Origin of the sequence: Burkholderia sp. ABCPW 11 (assembly GCF_001523445.1) — a bacterium.
GTDB lineage: Bacteria > Pseudomonadota > Gammaproteobacteria > Burkholderiales > Burkholderiaceae > Burkholderia.
The window spans coordinates 331,544-347,981 of record NZ_LOVM01000046.1; the positions used below are offsets into that span (position 1 = coordinate 331,544).

The 16,438-nt window shown below is 70.0% G+C and carries 15 protein-coding genes; all 15 read left to right on the forward strand.

Annotated elements, in window-relative coordinates:
* Positions 1–79: 79 nt before the first annotated feature.
* The 15 genes from WS61_RS19725 to asnB all read left to right on the forward strand — a co-directional run bounded on the left by WS61_RS19725 (position 80) and on the right by asnB (position 16,395).
* Entirely contained in the window at positions 80–913 is an 834-nt protein-coding gene (locus tag WS61_RS19725) for an autoinducer binding domain-containing protein (RefSeq protein ID WP_059502591.1), read from the forward strand.
* A 249-nt stretch (positions 914–1,162) separates the two neighbouring features.
* Positions 1,163–3,370 (forward strand): type III secretion system export apparatus subunit SctV, encoded by a 2,208-nt coding sequence (gene sctV / locus WS61_RS19730; protein ID WP_059502593.1) that lies wholly within the window; start codon positions 1,163–1,165, stop codon positions 3,368–3,370.
* A complete protein-coding gene (sctS, locus tag WS61_RS19735; protein ID WP_006480854.1) occupies positions 3,367–3,645 on the forward strand; it encodes a type III secretion system export apparatus subunit SctS in 279 nt (92 codons plus the stop codon). The genes sctV and sctS overlap by 4 nt, the downstream gene beginning before the upstream one ends.
* Positions 3,645–5,684 (forward strand): type III secretion system outer membrane ring subunit SctC, encoded by a 2,040-nt coding sequence (gene sctC / locus WS61_RS19740; protein WP_059502595.1) that lies wholly within the window; start codon positions 3,645–3,647, stop codon positions 5,682–5,684. Before sctS ends, sctC begins: the two co-directional genes overlap by 1 nt.
* A complete protein-coding gene (gene sctD / locus WS61_RS19745; protein WP_059502597.1) occupies positions 5,665–7,011 on the forward strand; it encodes a type III secretion system inner membrane ring subunit SctD in 1,347 nt (448 codons plus the stop codon). Before sctC ends, sctD begins: the two co-directional genes overlap by 20 nt.
* A 140-nt stretch (positions 7,012–7,151) precedes the next feature.
* Positions 7,152–7,364, forward strand: a complete 213-nt coding sequence (locus WS61_RS19750; RefSeq protein WP_006480857.1) for a hypothetical protein — start codon at positions 7,152–7,154, stop codon at positions 7,362–7,364.
* 124 nt (positions 7,365–7,488) lie between these two features.
* Positions 7,489–7,965, forward strand: coding sequence for a hypothetical protein (locus tag WS61_RS19755; RefSeq protein WP_059502599.1), 477 nt, complete (start codon positions 7,489–7,491; stop codon positions 7,963–7,965).
* A gap of 50 nt (positions 7,966–8,015) precedes the next feature.
* Positions 8,016–8,903 carry a type III secretion system inner membrane ring lipoprotein SctJ gene (gene sctJ, locus WS61_RS19760; RefSeq protein ID WP_034204428.1) on the forward strand — a complete coding sequence of 296 codons (888 nt, stop codon included), beginning with the start codon at positions 8,016–8,018 and terminating at the stop codon, positions 8,901–8,903.
* On the forward strand, positions 8,900–9,640 hold the full coding sequence (locus WS61_RS19765; protein WP_059502601.1) for a SctK family type III secretion system sorting platform protein: 741 nt from the start codon (positions 8,900–8,902) through the stop codon (positions 9,638–9,640). The genes sctJ and WS61_RS19765 overlap by 4 nt, the downstream gene beginning before the upstream one ends.
* Positions 9,622–10,251: a type III secretion system stator protein SctL gene (gene sctL / locus WS61_RS19770; protein ID WP_059502604.1), complete on the forward strand. Its 630-nt coding sequence runs from the start codon at positions 9,622–9,624 to the stop codon at positions 10,249–10,251. Before WS61_RS19765 ends, sctL begins: the two co-directional genes overlap by 19 nt.
* Positions 10,248–11,630 carry a type III secretion system ATPase SctN gene (sctN, locus tag WS61_RS19775; protein WP_059502605.1) on the forward strand — a complete coding sequence of 461 codons (1,383 nt, stop codon included), beginning with the start codon at positions 10,248–10,250 and terminating at the stop codon, positions 11,628–11,630. Before sctL ends, sctN begins: the two co-directional genes overlap by 4 nt.
* A complete protein-coding gene (locus tag WS61_RS19780) occupies positions 11,623–12,309 on the forward strand; it encodes a hypothetical protein (RefSeq protein ID WP_059502608.1) in 687 nt (228 codons plus the stop codon). Before sctN ends, WS61_RS19780 begins: the two co-directional genes overlap by 8 nt.
* On the forward strand, positions 12,303–13,112 hold the full coding sequence (gene sctT, locus WS61_RS19785) for a type III secretion system export apparatus subunit SctT (RefSeq protein ID WP_059502609.1): 810 nt from the start codon (positions 12,303–12,305) through the stop codon (positions 13,110–13,112). The genes WS61_RS19780 and sctT overlap by 7 nt, the downstream gene beginning before the upstream one ends.
* A gap of 16 nt (positions 13,113–13,128) precedes the next feature.
* Positions 13,129–14,160 carry an EscU/YscU/HrcU family type III secretion system export apparatus switch protein gene (locus WS61_RS19790; protein ID WP_059502611.1) on the forward strand — a complete coding sequence of 344 codons (1,032 nt, stop codon included), beginning with the start codon at positions 13,129–13,131 and terminating at the stop codon, positions 14,158–14,160.
* Between the two features lie 264 nt (positions 14,161–14,424).
* Positions 14,425–16,395 (forward strand): asparagine synthase (glutamine-hydrolyzing), encoded by a 1,971-nt coding sequence (gene asnB / locus WS61_RS19795; RefSeq protein ID WP_059502613.1) that lies wholly within the window; start codon positions 14,425–14,427, stop codon positions 16,393–16,395.
* Positions 16,396–16,438 lie beyond the last annotated feature (43 nt).

Here is a 16,438-nt window from a genome sequence, read left to right on the forward strand (position 1 = left end):
GACGACCAGAAAATCATAAAGAAAAGACCAGATCGTGACGGGGCGCAGTTTCACATATTGGGAAAGGGGCGGGCTCCTCATGACATATGCTGACGGCGCACCACGCGTCGAGTGGTTCTCACAAGCCGATATAGCGGCCGCTGCCGCTTATTCGAACGAATATCATGCAATCGAGCGCGACGTTTTTACCGGTATTCAAATAACGTCCGGTAAAAGCGACCTCGCGTCATTCGATTTCGCGCAATGCCATGCGCGATTGCGGCAAATCGGATTCAGTACGCTCGGTTACGGCGCGTACGAAATGATCGGGCGGCGCATTCTGCGCGCGCATCTGCTGCGCGACCTCGCGCCGGCGACGTTCATGCAGCCGTTCATCGAGGGGATGCTGTACGAAAGCGATCCGCGCTTCGCGCAGGTGCGGCAGAGCGGCTTCCCGGTCGCGTGGCGGCTCGACGAGATCGAAGCAGCCGCGCAGGGCAGCGGCGACCGCAAGGTGCTCGCGCTCGCCGGCCATCTGCGCGCGCATGCGATGAACAGCGGCGTGATCTTCAGCCTGTCGGCGCCGCACCTCGACCTGCGCGTCGCGGTGAACGTGACGTCGGAAACGCACGGCACCGACTGGATCGACGATCGCGTGATCGGCGGCGCGCTGTCGGTCAGTCTTGCCGTGCATCGCGTCGCGCTGCCGTTCCTCGAGGCGCGGGTCGCGCGCATGCGCGGCTTCGCGCTCGGCGACGAGCAGCAGCAGGTGCTCGACCGGCTCGTGCACGGGCTGTCCGACCAGGAGATCGCGAGCGCGCTGCGTACGTCGCTGCACAAGGTCGGGCACCACATTCGCTCGCTGGAAAAGCTCTTCAACGTGCAGAACCGCGCGCAGCTCGCGTACCTCGCCGCGCGGCGGCTGCCGTCCTGATCCGACGCCCGTCGCAGGCGCGCGCCGGCCCCCGGCGCGCGATGGAAGCGGTTCCGGCGGCACGTGCCCGAGCGGGCCGCCGGGTTTCGTAGTCCGATTCGATCGTCTGAGGAAAACGCGCTTTCGCGCTACGAGGCGCGCTTCTTTTTCCGCCGTTTCCCGTCGCTACACTCGTCCCATTCAACGGTCCGCGCAGCACGGGGAAGGGTTGCCCGTGCCAGCCGGCGACAACGACAGGACAACGGCACGATGGCTGAACCGAAGGCGCTCTCCCGCGACTGGCAGCGGTGGTTTTCCGCCGGCCGCGGCGTGTCCGGACGGCGCCTCGGAGGCGCCTCGCCGCGCGCCGACCTGTTTCTCGCGACCTTCATCGTCGCGGTCGTCGCGCTGTTCATCCTGCCGCTGCCGCAGGCCGCGCTCGACGGGATGATCTCGCTGAATCTCGCGGCGAGCGTCGTGTTGCTGACGGTGTCGACCTACGTGCCGTCCGCGGTCAGCTTCTCGTCGTTTCCCGCGCTGCTGCTGTTTACGACGCTGTTCCGGCTCGCGCTGAACATCGCGTCGTGCAAGCTGATCCTGCTGCACGCGAACGCCGGCCACGTGATCGATGCGTTCGGGCGGCTGGTGGTCGGCAACAACGTGGTGGTGGGCGGCGTGGTGTTCCTCGTGATCGCGGTCGTGCAGTTCATCGTGATCGCGAAAGGGTCGGAGCGGGTGGCCGAAGTCGGCGCGCGCTTCTCGCTCGACGCGATGCCGGGCAAGCAGATGAGCATCGACGCCGACCTGCGCGCGGGCATCATCAGCGCCGACGAAGCCCGTGAGCGCCGCGAGAAGCTGGAGCAGGAATCGCAGATGCACGGCGCGATGGACGGCGCGATGAAGTTCGTGAAGGGCGACGCGATCGCGGGCCTCGTGATCGCGTTCATCAACATCGTCGCGGGGATCGCGGTCGGTACGCTGATGCACGGGATGGACATCGGCGAGGCGCTGCAGCGTTACGCGATCCTGACGGTCGGCGACGGGATGGCGTCGCAGATTCCGTCGCTGCTCGTGTCGATCGCGGCGGGCATCGTGACGACGCGCGTCGCGACGCGCGATGCGCGGCAGCGCCAGCTCGGCGAACAGCTCGGCGAGCAATTGGGCGCGCACCCGCGTGCGTTGCTGATCGCCGCGTTCGTGCTGACCGGTTTTCTCGTCGTGCCCGGTTTTCCGAAATGGTCGTTCGCGCTGATCGCGCTCGGCCTCGGCGTCTTCGCGTTCTCGCAGCTCAAGCGCAAGACGTCCTCGCCGAGCTTCAACCTGATTCACGTCGCGGGGCGCGTCGGCGCGGCCGACGACGGCCAGCCCGCGAAGGTGTCGCATGCGGCGGGTGTCACGTCGCTGATCGCGGTGTCGCTGTCCGACGACCTGCGCACGGGCCTGAACCTCGCGCAACTGCAGGCGGCGTTGTCGAGCGCGAAAGCGCGCGTCGACGCGGACATCGGCACGGTGTTTCCGCGCATCACGCTGAACGACGACGAGGGGGCGCCGGCCGGCACGTACCGGATCTACCTGCAGGACGTGCTCGTCGCGCACGGCGCGCTGAAGCCGGGCTGGCTGCTGTGGGACGGCGTCGCGCCGCTGCCCGAGCGCGCGGAGCGCCAGCCGGCTGAGGCGTTCGGCCCGTTCGCGACCGCGCTGTGGATCAAGCCGGACGGCGCGGCGCCGGACGGCAAGTGGCTGTCGAGCGAGGGCGCGCTGGCCGCGCACGTCGAGCAGATCGTGCGCCAGCATGCGGACGAACTGCTCGGCATCCAGGAGACGCAGGCGCTCGTGCATCTGGTGCGCCGCGATCATCCGGAACTCGTGGGCGAACTGACGCGGCTCGTGCCGCTGCAACGCGTGACCGAGGTGCTGCGCCGGCTGCTCGCCGAGCAGGTGCCGATCCGCAATTTGCGCGTGATTTTCGAGAGCCTGATCACGTGGGCGCCGAACGAGCCCGACGACGTGATCGCGCTGGTCGAACTCGTGCGCGTCGACCTGCGCCGGATGATCACCGATCGTCACGCGGGCACGGCGCGCCAGTTGCGGGTCGTGCTGTTCGAGCAGAACCTGCAGGAACGGATCGAGAGCGCGGTGATGCGCACCAAGCAGGGTAATTTCCTCGCGCTGTCGAGCGCGGTCAAGCAGGACATCGGCGAGCAGGTGCGCGCGATCGTGCAGGCCGCGCAGGCGGCCGGCCCCGGCAGCCACGGCAACGCGCCGGGCGCCGCGCGGCTCGCGGTGATGGTCGCGCTCGGCGCGCGCCGCTACGTGAAGACGATCCTGCAGCCGGTGCTGCCCGAACTCGCGGTGCTGTCGTACCAGGAAGTCGAGGAGGACGTGCAGTTGCATACGGTCGGCTGGGTGAAGAACCCGCCGGACGACGGCACGGTCGGCGCGGGCGCCGACGTGCGCGCGCCGGGGGCCGTGCAATGACGAGCTCGACGATCCTCGACCTGACGCGCCAGGCGCTGATGCTGGTGCTGCTGCTGTCGCTGCCGATCGTGCTGATCGCGACCGTCACGGGCCTCGTCGTCGCGATCCTGCAGGCCGTCACGCAGGTGCAGGACGCCAATATCGGCATCGCGGTGCGGCTGATCGCCGTGATGGTCGCGCTCGTGCTGCTGTCGGGCTGGCTCGGCGGCGAAGTGCTGCGCTTCGCGCAGCAGGCGCTGGAACGCATGTTCGTTTCTTCCACAGGAGTCCTTTGATGCGTCGACGCGTCGCCTCGATCCGGTTTCAACCGCGCAGCCTGCAACGGGCCGCGCTCGCCGTGTGCGCGACCGCGCTGCTCACGGCGTCGCTGTGCATGGCGCCCGCGCAGCATGCGCGCGCCGCGGACCTGCGCTGGCGCAACAAGCCGTTCACGATCGTCGCGAACGGCAAGAAGATCGGCGACTTCATCCGCGAGCTCGCGTCGTCGCAGGGGGTGACGGCGGTGGTCGACCCGAAGGTCGACGGCGTGATCAGCGGCCGCTTCTCCGGCACGCCGCAGCAGACGCTCGACACGATCTGCTCGACCTACGGGCTCACGTGGTACTACGACGGCTCGTTCCTGTACGTCGATCCGGCCGACCAGTCGCAGACGCAGATGATCCCGATCCCGCCGAACGCATCCGGCGAAATCGGCCGCGCGCTGCAGGCGATGCAGATTCCGGACAAGCGCTACACGCTGGTGATCAACGACCGTGCGAACAGCGTGTACGTGGCCGGCCCGCGCCGCTATGTCGAGCTGGTGCGACAGGCGGTCGGCTCGGTCGGCGATCCGTCGGCGAACGGCGCGCATGCGGACATTCGCGCGTTCCGGCTGAAATACGGCTGGGCGTCGGACTTCACGATCAACCGCTCGGGCAAGGAGGTGACGGTGCCGGGCGTCGCGACGATCCTGCGCAGGCTGTTCGGCAAGGGCGGCGGCACGACCGCGGCGCCGTCGAGCACGCCGCTCGGGCAGGCTGCGCGGCAGGTGAAGCTCGGCTCGGGGCTGACGATCGCGGTGCCGCGGCTCGATTTCCCCGATATTTCCGGCGGCCCGCGGCAGGGCGGTTACGGCGGTGCGGACAGCAGCCTGGGCGGCGGATTCTCGCCGTTCTCGAACAACGGCGGCGGCGACACGCTGCCGCAGATCGTCGCCGATCCGGCGATCAACGCGGTGATCGTGCGCGACCTGCCGGAGAACATGTACCGCTACCAGTCGCTGATCGGCCAGCTCGACGAGCGGCCGCGCATCGTCGAGATCAACGTGACGATCATCGACATCAACGAGGATTCGCTCGACAGCCTCGGGATCGACTGGCGCCTGCATACGACGCACGGCGACGTGCAGATCGGCAACGGCGCGAACCCGTTGAACGGCAACACGCAGTACAACGGCGCCGGCAATCCGCCGCTCACGTTCGGCGTCGGCGCGTCCGAAACCGGGTCGACCGGCACCTTCATGCCGACCGGCATCGCGCTGACCGCGTCGATCGGCGGCTCGCTGCGCAATTACCTGCTCACGCGCGTGAACGCGCTCGCGCAGAAAGGCCAGGCGCAGCTGCGTTCGAAGCCGAAGGTGCTCGCGCTCGACAACACCGAGGCGATCCTCGAGAACCTCACGCAGTTCTACGTGCAGGTGCCGGGCTACCAGGATTCGTCGCTGTACAGCGTGACGACCGGCACGAGCATCAAGGTGACGCCGATGATCGTCGACGAGGCGATCCGCAATGCGGCGGCCGTCTCGGGCAATCCGCAGAGCGTGATGATGTCGATCGACATCCAGGACGGCAATATCGTGCCGGGACAGGCGGTGTCGAACGTGCCGGTGATCCAGCAGCGCAACATCGTCACCAAGACGATGATCGACGAAGGCAAGAGCCTCTTGATCGCCGGTTTCAACGACGACGAGGTGCGGCTGAACAAGAGCGGCGTGCCGTGGCTGTCCGACATCCCGCTGATCGGCAACCTGTTCAAGTACACCGACAAGTCGGGCAATCACATGGAGCGGTTCTATCTGCTGACGCCGCGCGTGGTGACGACCGCATCGATGTATGCACCGGACGGCGCGCCCGTGAACCCCGGCGTCGACGGTCCGGCGAACCAGGAAGGGATGTCGATGTATCGCCCGCCGGACAACGACATCGCCGTCCCGCTGACGCCGAAGCCGCTGCCCGGCACGAAGTTCGGTCCGCCCGCTTTGCCGCCGCCGCCGGATGCGGCGGCGCAGCCGGCGACGACCGCAGGAGTGGTCACGCATGTCGACGAGCATCATTGAACCGCACGGCGAAGGCGCATTGCCCGGCGGCGCGGGAGGCGCAGGGGCCGGCTCGGCCGCGCTCGCGTCGCCGTGGAACCTGTGCTTCCTGAGCGGGCCGATGTACGGCCGCACGATGTCGCTCGCGCGCGGCGCGAACTGGGTCGGCACGGCGGCCGATTGCGAAGTGATCCTGCCCGATCGCGAGATCGGCGCGAAACAGGTGTGCCTGCAGGTCGGCGCGCTCGCGGTGACGGTGCAGAACCATGGCGGCGACACGGGCGCGCCGGTGCTGTTCAACGACGAGCCGCTCGGCACCGGGCGCCGCTCGCTGACGCCGAACGACGTCGTGACGGTCGGCTCGATCCGGCTCGGCATCGCGCGGCATGCGCAGGCGAGCGTCGCGGTGCCCGACGAAACCGATGCGCCGGACGCCGCGCGCGAGGCCGCGTGGCTCGGCTGGCTCACGGGCGGGCTGCGCCGCCTCGGCAGCAGGCGGCTCGTGATCGCGCTGGTCGCGCTGTGGCTGGGCGTGCTGCTCGGCGCGCTCGGCTACGGCTTCGTCGCGTGGTCGGGGCGGCTGCCGTGGCAGCACGAATCGGTGCTCGCGCGCACGCACCGGCTGCAGCAGTTGCTGCACGCGTATCCGGAGCTGGCCGTCGCGCCGCGCGACGACGGCGTGATCGTGTCGGGCTACGTGAGCGACCCGGCCGCGCGCGAGCGCGTCGCGCAGATCGTCGCGGGCGTCGACAACGCGGCGCTGGGCAACATCTACGTGGTCAGCGATCTCGTGGCGACCGCGCAGACCTATTTCAGCGACACGGCGCTGACGGTCACGTATCTCGGCCGCGGGCGGATCGAGCTGACGGGCACGGCCGCGCGCGCGCAGATCGAGCCGCGCATCCGCAACTACATGAAGGACGCCCGCCCGGCGCTCGAGGTGGTCGATCACGTGCGCGATGCCGATGCGGCCGCGCCGCGCACGGCGACGACGCTCGGCGGCACGGCCGGCATTCCGGAGATCACGACCGTGTTCGCCGGCGACGGCGACCAGCGCTACATCGAGACGGTCGACGGCAGCCGCTATTTCGAAGGCGCACGGCTGAAGGAGGGGGCGACCGTCGTATCGATCGGGCCGGACGCCGTGGTGTTCGAGCGCAACGGCCAGCGCATCACGATGCCGCTCGGCGGCGCGTCGGCGAGCGCGCCCGAGCAGGCGCCGGCGCCGCCCGTCGCACCGCTCGCGAGCGGCGCGGCGGCGGGCGTCGCGCAGCCGGTGCCGGGGCCGACGCTGTTGCCCGATGCGCCGGCGACGGCGGCCGGCGCATCGAACGGCGCGACGCACTAGGGTCGCGACAGGATCGGCGCATCGCGTCGCGCGATGCGCGCATTACGCGACACGCCGCGCGCATGCGGCGCGTCACGTCGCCGGCGGGGCATGGGGCCGCCGCCGGAATGTGGAGTGTGGTTCACGTAAAGGAGCGAAGCATGGGTACCTCGGCAGCAGGTGGTGTGACCAACACGGGCGACGTGCAGAAGCAGGCCGACGACCTGACCAAGACGCAGCTCGAACTGACGAAGATCAACTTCCAGGTTCAGCAATCGACTGCGACGTTCGAAACCAGCAACGCAGTGACCGCGCAGGAGGGGACGGCGAATGCCCAGGTTGCGCAACACCTGAGTTCCGCCGGCCGCGCGTGACGCCGGTCGCCGGCCGTGCCGCGCGACGCCGGATGCCGGGGCCGCCCGTGACGGGCGCCCGGTGTGGCGTGGGCGCGTGCCGGCCGGCCCGTTCCCGGCTCTGCCGGTCAAGGAGGACACGATCATGTCGGTAACAGGCGTAGGCGCGGCGCCGCCGGGCGCAGCCGCGCTCGCGAGTGCCGCGCAGCAAACGGGTGCGACGTCCGATCCGGCGCAGGTGCGCCAGTTCGATGCGCTGATGCAGCCGGGCGCGTCACCGGCCGCTCCGCCGTCTTCGTCGGGCGTCGCGATGTCGCGCGCGCCGGTGGATGCGGCGCCGGCCGTGCAGATGACGCCCGCGCAGGCGGACCAGTCGTCGCTCGTCGAGCGGTTGCGCACGTACGGCAACGATCTCGACGCGCGGTACGCGAACATCGACAAGCACCGCAGCGAGATGCTGACGTCGATGGCGGACAGCCGCAGCGATCCGCTGATGACGATGGTGAAGGCGATGGATTTCCAGTGGACGGCAACCACCACGATTTCGGAATACCAGTTGAGCCTGTCGGTTGCGCAGGCGGCGAACGGCTTCACGCATACGGTGCTGAAGACGCAGGAGTGAAAGCGCGCGTGGCGGCCATGCGCCTCCACGCGCCCTGAAGCGGACAAACGATGACGACGATCGATTCGACGCCGCGCACGCATGCGTGGCGCAGCCGGGCGGCGCGCGCGCTGCTCGCGGGGCTGCTCGTGCTGTTGGCCGGGTGCCAGAAGGAGCTGTACTCGGGCCTGTCGGAGCGCGACGCGAACCAGATGGTCGCGGTGCTCGGCGACGCGGGCATCAGCGCGTCGAAGGACAACGACGCGCGCGACACGTCGGACCGCAACGCGTGGCTCGTGAGCGTCGCGGACGGCGACATGCAGGCGGCGCTCACGGTATTGCAGGCGAACGGGCTGCCGAAGCCGAGCTACGCGAGCCTCGGCGAGCTGTTCCAGAAGCAGGGCCTCGTATCGACGCCGGCCGAGGAGCGCGTGCGCTACCTGTACGGCGTGTCGCAGGATCTGTCGCGCACGCTGCAGGACATCGAGGGCGTGGTGGTCGCGCGCGTGCAGGTCGTGATTCCGGAGAACGATCCGCTCGCGGACAAGATCAAGCCGTCGTCGGCCGCGGTGTACATCCGTTACCGGCAGGGCGTCGACCTGCGCGCGATGGCGCCGATGGTCAAGGATCTCGTCGCGCACAGCATCGAGGGGCTGCAGTACGACAACGTGTCGCTGTTCCTGCAGCCGGCCGCCGCACGGGCGACGCGCGTGGACGGAATCGGCAGCGCGGTGTCGGACATCCTGCGATTGCGCTCGCCGCTCGGCTGGCTCGTGTTCGCGCTGATCCTGCTGACCTGCGCGGTGATCGCGCTGTCGGCCGCCCGGCGCGGGATGTTCGGTGCGCGGCTCGCGGGCCTGCTCGGCGCGCCGCGCGGCGCGAACGGGGGCGGCGGCGCGGCCGCGCAGCAGGCAGGCGGCGGGCTGCGTACGCCGGACGGCGCGCGCGACGGCGCATGAGCGATCCGCACGCGCCGGCGTCAGGCGATGCGGCCGAGGCGGCGCTGCTGCCGTGGCTGCAGCCGCTTGCGCCGCCGCCCGCCGCGCGCGCTGCCGCGTTTCATGCGCTGGTCTGCGACTTCAACCTGCGGCCCGACCGCTATCTGCACGTGACGCGCGTGCCGGCCGAGTGGCCCGCGCGCTACCGTTCGCCGGACGCGTTCGGCGCGGCCGGCCGCAAGCTGCTGGCGCGCCATCTGCTCGACGTCAACGGCGTGGCCGACCGCCACGACTTCGCCGTGGCGAATCCGTGCGCGCGGCTCGCGCTGCTGCCGGGCGCGGCGCTCGAGCAACTGGCCGCGTATGCGGGGCTGCTGCTGCACCGCGCATGGCTGCGCGACGCGCTGGCCGGGCGGCGCATCCGCGCGGAAGTCGCGGCGCGGCTCGGCGGCGATGCGCTCGAACTCGCGCTCGAACGCGCGCCGGAATTCGGCGCGCTCGCCGAAACGCTCGAACCGTGGCGTGCCGATCCCGCCGCGCTGCCGGCCGTGATCCGCGCGCGCGGCGGCCGGCTGCTCGCGGATTTCATCGGCGTGGCCGGCGACGCGGTGGCGCGGCGCGTACGCCTGAAATTCAACCGCGCGATCGACGACGAAGCGCCGTACTGGCTGAACCGCGCGCAGCGCGACCAGTTCGGCGAACTGATGTTCCTGTTTCTGATTCCCGAGAGGCTCGCGTCATGGGACTGGCTTTTCTGATCACGAGCGACAACCTGCAACTGCTGTCGGAGCGCAAGGTGCTCAAGGAGCGCGAATACGCGGCGCTGCTCGACGCGTCGGCGGTGATCGCGACCGCGCATGAAGAGGCGGCGCGCATCGTCGCCGACGCGCAGCGCGAATTCGACAAGCGCCAGGCAGCCGGCTACGACGAAGGCATGCGCCGCGCGCAGCGCGAGCAGGCCGCGCAGGCGTACACGCAGGCGCTCGCCGCCACGCGCACGATGGAGACGATGAAGGACGCGATGGCCGATATCGTCGTGAAAGCCGTGCGCGCGATCGTCGGCGAGATGAGCACGCAGAAGCTGTACGAGGCCGCGCTCGCGCGGATCGCGCCGCTCGTGCGCGACGAGGCGTTCCTGATCGTGCGCGTCGCGCCCGGCCGCACGGAGGAGATGCGCGACGCGCTCGGCGGCGCATTCGCGGGGCAGTCGAACCGGCAGAAGATCCGCATCGTCGAGGACGCGCAGCTCGAACGCCACGCATGCACGGTCGAGACGCCGTCCGGGCGCATCGACGCGAGCCTCGACCTGCAGATCGACGCGTTGCGTCAGGCGATCCGCCGCGACGCGCTGAAGGGCGCCGCGCGATGAACGCGCCGCTCGACGATACGCAGCCGTTCGGCAGCGGCGACGACGACGGCGTGCCGTTCGATCGCGGCCGCCTCGTCGGCGAGCTCGACGCGGGGCTTGCGTTTTTCTCGCCGGTGTCGGTGCAGGGCCGCGTCAATCACGCGGTCGGGCAGATATTGAATGCGACGGGCATTCGAGCGCGGCTCGGCGAAATCTGCGAGCTGCGCACGCCGAACCAGCCGACGCTGCTCGCGGAGGTGGTCGGCTTCTCGCGGCAGACGACGCTGCTGACGCCGCTCGGCGACGTGGCGGGACTGTCGCCGGAGACGACCGTCGTGCCGTCCGGGCGCGAGCATGTATTTCCGGTGAGCGAAGGGCTGTTCGGCCGCGTGCTCGACGGGCTCGGCCGGCCGCTCGACGATCGCGGGCCGGTGACGGGCGCCGCGTGGGTGTCGACGCAGCAGGATCCGCCGAACCCGCTCGCGCGCAAGATGATCGACACGCCGTTTCCGACCGGCGTGCGCGTGATCGACGGCCTGATGACGCTCGGCATCGGGCAGCGCGTCGGCATCTTCGCGCCGTCGGGCGTGGGCAAGAGCACGCTGCTCGGGATGATCGCGCGCGGCGCGCAGGCCGACGTGAACGTGATCGCGCTGGTTGGGGAACGCGGCCGCGAGGTGCGCGAATTCATCGAGCACAGCCTGTCGCCCGAGGTGCGCGCGCGATCGATCGTCGTCGTGTCGACGTCGGATCGCCCGGCGATGGAGCGCGTGAAATCCGCGCTGGTCGCGACCGCGATCGCCGAGCACTTCCGCGATGCGGGCAAGCGCGTGCTGCTGCTGGTCGATTCGCTGACGCGATTCGCACGCGCGCAGCGCGAGGTCGGCCTCGCGAGCGGCGAGCCGCCGACGCGGCGCAGCTTTCCGCCGTCGACCTTCGCGGTGCTGCCGCGCCTGCTCGAACGCGCGGGGCAGGGCGCGCACGGGTCGATCACCGCGCTCTATACGGTGCTCGTCGAAGGCGACGAGGAGTCGGACCCGATCGCCGAGGAAGTGCGCTCGATCCTCGACGGCCATATCGTGCTGTCGCGCAAGATCGCGCTCGCGAACCGCTATCCGGCGATCGACGTGCTCGCGAGCCTGTCGCGCGTGATGCCGCTCGTCGCGAGCCGCGCGCATCAGCATGCGGCCGCGCGCGTGCGCGAGCTGATCGCGAAGTACCAGGAAATCGAGCTGCTCGTGCAGATCGGCGAGTATCGCGAAGGCAGCGACCGGCTTGGCGATCTCGCGCTGCGCGCACGCGATGCGATCGGCGCGTTCTGCGCGCAGGCGTCGGACGAGGACGTGCGCTTCGACACGCTGCTCGCGAAGCTGACGAAGCTGGCGAACGATCATGTCTGAAGCCGACGACCGCCTCGTGCTCGCGACGCTCGCCCGCCTCAAGCGCGTGCGCGAGATGCGCAGCCAGATCGCGCGCGTCGCGGCCGCGCGCCAGCAGGGCATTGCCGCGCAGAGCCGGCGCGCGCTGGCGGCCGCGCAGGCGCAGCTCGCGCAGCAGGTCGCGGCGAAGGCGGCGATCCAGGCGCGCCTGGCCGACGACGTGCGCGAAGCGCGTGCGTTGCAGAACGCGGCGGCCGATACGCGCACGTTCGACCGCCATATCGGCACCGCGAACGCGTCGGTGAGCGAGGCCGCGCACGTGCATCGCGGTCACGAGGCGACGCTCGCCGACCTGCAGCGCGCCGCGCGCAAGGCGAAGGCCGCCGAGGACAAGCTGGAGAAGGCCGGCGAGAAGGCGCTGCACGCGCGCGCCGCGCGGGTCGAGCGCGATGCCGACGAAGTCGCGGACGGCTACGCGGTGCGGCGCTTCGCGACGGGCGGCACTTGGTTGGCCGGCGCGGGCGATGCGTCGGGCCATGCGTCGGGCCATGCGTCCACGCCGCCGGGGGCTGCCGCCGCGTTCGATGCGGCAATGACCGAAACGGAAACGGGCGCCGATAGCGCCGCAGAAGCCGACGCCGAAGCGGGCGCCGCGCCCGACGATCCCGCCCCGCCCGCCGCCGCGGAGCGCCGATGCTAGACCAGGCCGCGGGCTTCAACGACGTCGCCGGCATGCTGCGGCCGCTGCTCTACGTGATGCCGCGCCTGCTGCCGATCATGTTCGTCGTGCCGGTGTTCAACGAACAGATCGTCACGGGCCTCGTGCGCAACGGGATCGCGGTCGTGATCGCGGCGTTCGTCGCGCCGACGATCGATGCCGCGCAGGTGGCCGCGCTGCCGTTCCTGATGTGGTGCGTGCTCGTCGCGAAGGAGGCGATGGTCGGCATGCTGCTCGCGGGCGCGTTCAGCGCGGTGCTGTTCGCGATCCAGGGCGTCGGCTACCTGATCGACTTCCAGACCGGCAGCGGCAGCGCCGCCTTCTTCGATCCGATGGGCGGGCACGAGGGCGGCCCGACCTCGGGATTCCTGAATTTCGTCGCGATCGCGCTGTTCGTCACGGCGGGCGGGTTGCAGGTGCTCGTGCAGCTGTTCGCGCAGTCGTACGCATGGTGGCCGATCGGCTCGCTCGGCCCCGATTTCTCGTCGATGCTGCAGACCTTCATCGTGCGGCAGACCGACACGATCTTCGAATGGATGGTGAAGCTCGCCGCGCCGGTCACGATCGTGCTGGTGCTCGTCGAGCTCGGCATCGGCCTGGTCGGCCGCGCGGTGCCGCAGCTCAACATCTTCGTGTTCTCGCAGCCGCTGAAGAGCGCGCTCGCGGTGCTGATGATGATCCTGTTCCTGCCGGTGGTGTACGCGTCGCTGCATTCGCTGCTGAGCCCCGACAGCGGATTGATGGCGTTGCTGCGCGCGCTGTTCGCCGCGCACGGCGGCGGCTGAGCGCGCCGGAGCCGACATGGCCGAAAAGGACCAGAAACCGACCGCGAAACGCTTGCGCGAGGCGCGCGAGAAAGGCGACGTGCCGAAGAGCGCGGAAACGGTTTCGTCCGCGTTCTTCGTCGGCGTGTGCGTGGCGCTCGCGGTGGGCATCGGCTCGCTGTTCGCGCGATTGCAGGCGCTGTTCCGGCTCGTGTTCGACGCGGTCGGCGCGGCCGATCCGTCCGCGCGGCTCGCGGTGCTGATCGATGGCGCCGCGCGCGACTGGGCGACGCTGTCCGCGCAGATCGCCGCCGCCGGCCTGCTGGCCGGATTGCTCGCGGGCTTCGTGCAGGTGGGCGGCGTGATGGCGTGGAGCCGCCTCGTGCCGCAATTGTCGCGGCTCAATCCGGCCGAGGGGATGAAGAACCTGTGGTCGCTGCGCAACCTCGTCAACCTCGCGAAGATGCTGCTGAAGACGGCGCTGCTCGTCGCGACGCTCGGCTGGCTGATCGTCGAGTCGCTCGACCCGTCCGTGCAGTCGGGCTTCACGCGGCCGGTCTCGATCCTCGCGCTGATCGTGAAGCTGCTGATGCTGCTGTTCGGCTGGGCGGCGCTGATCTACATCGTGATGGCGCTGATCGACATCGTGCACCAGCGGCACGAGTTCAACCAGAAGATGAAGATGTCGATCGACGAAGTGCGGCGCGAGCACAAGGAGGACGAAGGCGATCCGCACATCCAGGCGAAGCGCCGTCAGCTCGCGCGCGAAGTGCAGTTCGCGTCGCTGCCCGACCGGATCGGCTATGCGTCGGTGGTCGTCTATTCGCCGCGTGTCGCGGTCGCGCTCTACTATGGCGGGATCGGCTCGCTGCCGTGGGTGCTCGCGCGCGGCGAGGGCGACGCGGCCGAGCGGATCGTGCGGCTGGCCCGCGACGCGCTGCGCCCGACGCTCGCGAACGTCGGGCTCGCGCAGGCGCTGTACGAGACGACGCCCGAGAACGGCACGATCCAGCCGCAGCATTTCCGCGAGGTCGCTCAGTTGCTGAAATGGGCGACCGGCGCGGGTTGACGAAGGGCGGCATCCCCGTCGGTATGCGGCCCTTTTTTCGATTCGCCAGTATCCGCCGGGCGACCGGCCGATTCGATATGGCCCCGTCGCGCCGCCATGTGCACACGGCGCTTGACGCCTATTTTTTTCCGAATTCCGCCAACATTCACTGGTGAATTATTGCTGATTTATTTCTTCGTAATATGGCTCGACCGTCATGCCCGACGGCGGGCCGCGAGGTTGCGCCGCGCGTGACGGAACAGGTCAACAGGGGCAGACAAATCAATGTGCGGAATCGACGGCTTTCTGAATAGCGTCGCCTTCGATGAGGAGACAGCGCGCGGCACGCTCGCGCGAATGACGGCGAGCCTCGCGCATCGCGGGCCGGACGGGCAGGGCATCTGGGTCGACCCGGAAGCCGGCATCGCGCTCGGCCACCGGCGGCTCGCGATCGTCGACCTGTCGGTGCATGGCCGGCAGCCGATGGCTTCCGCGTGCGGCCGCTATGTCCTCGTCTTCAACGGCGAAATCTACAACCATCGCGAACTGCGCGCGGAGCTCGAGCGCGCGGGGCGCGCACCGGCGTGGCGCGGCCACTCCGACAGCGAGGTGCTGATCGCGGCGATCGTCGCGTGGGGCGTCGAGGCCACGTTGCGCCGCGCGACCGGCATGTTCGCGTTCGCGCTATGGAATCGCGCGTCGCGGGTGCTGACGCTCGCGCGCGACCGGATCGGCGAGAAGCCGCTCTACTACGGCCGGGTCGGCGACGCGCTCGTGTTCGCGTCCGAGCTGAAGGCGCTGCGCGGCTATCCGGGCTTCGACGGCGCGGTCGACCGCGACGCGCTGTGCCTGTACCTGCGCCAGTCGAGCGTGCCCGCGCCTTACACGATCTATCGCGGCATCCGCAAGCTGCCGCCCGGCACGTACATCCAGTTCGAACATGCGCGCGACACGCCGCGCGTGCGGGCGTACTGGACGCTCGAACAGGCGATCGAGGCGGGCCGCGCGCAGCCGTTCGAGGGCAGCCCCGACGAAGCCGTCGGCGAGCTCGACACGGTCCTGCGCCAGGCCGTCGCGCGGCAGATGGAAGCCGACGTGCCGCTCGGCGCGTTCCTGTCGGGCGGCATCGATTCGTCGACGATCGTCGCGCTGATGCAGGCGCAATCGGCGACGCCGGTCGACACGTTCACGATCGGCTTTCACGAGGCCGGCTACGACGAAGCCGGTTACGCGAAGGCCGTCGCGCGCCATCTCGGCACGCGCCATACCGAGCTTTACGTGACGGCCGACCATGCGCTCGGCGTCGTGCCGAAGCTGCCGTCGATCTACGACGAGCCGTTCTCCGATGCGTCGCAGATCCCGACCTTTCTCGTCTCCGAACTGACGCGCCGGCACGTGACGGTGAGCCTGTCCGGCGACGGCGGCGACGAGCTGTTCGGCGGCTATACGCGCTACTTCCTCACGCCGCGCCTGTGGCGCAAGCTGCATCGCGTGCCGGCCGTCGTGCGCGCGCGGATCGCCGCCGCGTTGCATGCGCTGCGGCCCGATCATGCGGACCAGCTCGCGGCCGTCGCGCAGGGCGCGTGGGGCGGCGGCGTGGAGGCGCGCGAATCGTCGTCGCGCATCGGCGATCGCCTGCACAAGCTCGGCCATGTGATGACGGCGGAGAGCCGCATCGGGCTGTACCGGCTGCTGATGTCGTCGGTGCATCATCCCGAGCGTATCGCGTTGACGGGGCAGGAGCCGCCGACGCCGCTCGACACGGTGTCCGCGTGGCCGGCGCACCTGAGCTTCGCCGAGCAGGCGATGGCGATCGACACGCTCACGTACCTGCCGACCGACATTCTCGCGAAGGTCGATCGCGCGGCGATGGCCGTGAGCCTCGAGACGCGCATGCCGTTCCTCGACCATCACGTCGTCGAATTCGCGTGGCGCGTGCCGGCATCGGTGCGCTTGCCGGAAGGGCAGTCGAAGGCGCTGCTGCGCCGGCTGCTCGACCGGTACGTGCCGTCCGCGCTGATCGACCGGCCGAAGCAGGGCTTCTGCGCGCCCGTCGACCATTGGCTGCGCGGCGCGCTGCGCGACTGGGCCGAGGCGCTGCTGCGGCCGTCGCGCTTGCGCGACGAAGGCTTCTTCGATGCGGCGGCGATCGAGCGGCTGTGGCGCCAGCACCAGACGGGCCGGATGAACTGGCAGCACCCGTTGTGGACGGTGCTGATGTTCCAGGCGTGGCTGGAGGCGCAGCGCGCGGGGTGACGGCAGGGTCGCGCCCGCCGCACGTGGCGCGCGGCGGGCCGGC

Coding starts and splice junctions, on each gene's coding strand:
- WS61_RS19750 (WP_006480857.1), top strand. CDS start 7,152: ATGGGTACCTCGGCAGCAGGTGGTGTGACCAACACGGGCGACGTGCAG.
- sctC (WP_059502595.1), top strand. CDS start 3,645: ATGCGTCGACGCGTCGCCTCGATCCGGTTTCAACCGCGCAGCCTGCAA.
- WS61_RS19780 (WP_059502608.1), top strand. CDS start 11,623: ATGTCTGAAGCCGACGACCGCCTCGTGCTCGCGACGCTCGCCCGCCTC.
- sctN (WP_059502605.1), top strand. CDS start 10,248: ATGAACGCGCCGCTCGACGATACGCAGCCGTTCGGCAGCGGCGACGAC.
- sctT (WP_059502609.1), top strand. CDS start 12,303: ATGCTAGACCAGGCCGCGGGCTTCAACGACGTCGCCGGCATGCTGCGG.
- asnB (WP_059502613.1), top strand. CDS start 14,425: ATGTGCGGAATCGACGGCTTTCTGAATAGCGTCGCCTTCGATGAGGAG.
- sctD (WP_059502597.1), top strand. CDS start 5,665: ATGTCGACGAGCATCATTGAACCGCACGGCGAAGGCGCATTGCCCGGC.
- WS61_RS19725 (WP_059502591.1), top strand. CDS start 80: ATGACATATGCTGACGGCGCACCACGCGTCGAGTGGTTCTCACAAGCC.
- sctV (WP_059502593.1), top strand. CDS start 1,163: ATGGCTGAACCGAAGGCGCTCTCCCGCGACTGGCAGCGGTGGTTTTCC.
- WS61_RS19790 (WP_059502611.1), top strand. CDS start 13,129: ATGGCCGAAAAGGACCAGAAACCGACCGCGAAACGCTTGCGCGAGGCG.
- sctJ (WP_034204428.1), top strand. CDS start 8,016: ATGACGACGATCGATTCGACGCCGCGCACGCATGCGTGGCGCAGCCGG.
- sctS (WP_006480854.1), top strand. CDS start 3,367: ATGACGAGCTCGACGATCCTCGACCTGACGCGCCAGGCGCTGATGCTG.
- WS61_RS19765 (WP_059502601.1), top strand. CDS start 8,900: ATGAGCGATCCGCACGCGCCGGCGTCAGGCGATGCGGCCGAGGCGGCG.
- sctL (WP_059502604.1), top strand. CDS start 9,622: ATGGGACTGGCTTTTCTGATCACGAGCGACAACCTGCAACTGCTGTCG.
- WS61_RS19755 (WP_059502599.1), top strand. CDS start 7,489: ATGTCGGTAACAGGCGTAGGCGCGGCGCCGCCGGGCGCAGCCGCGCTC.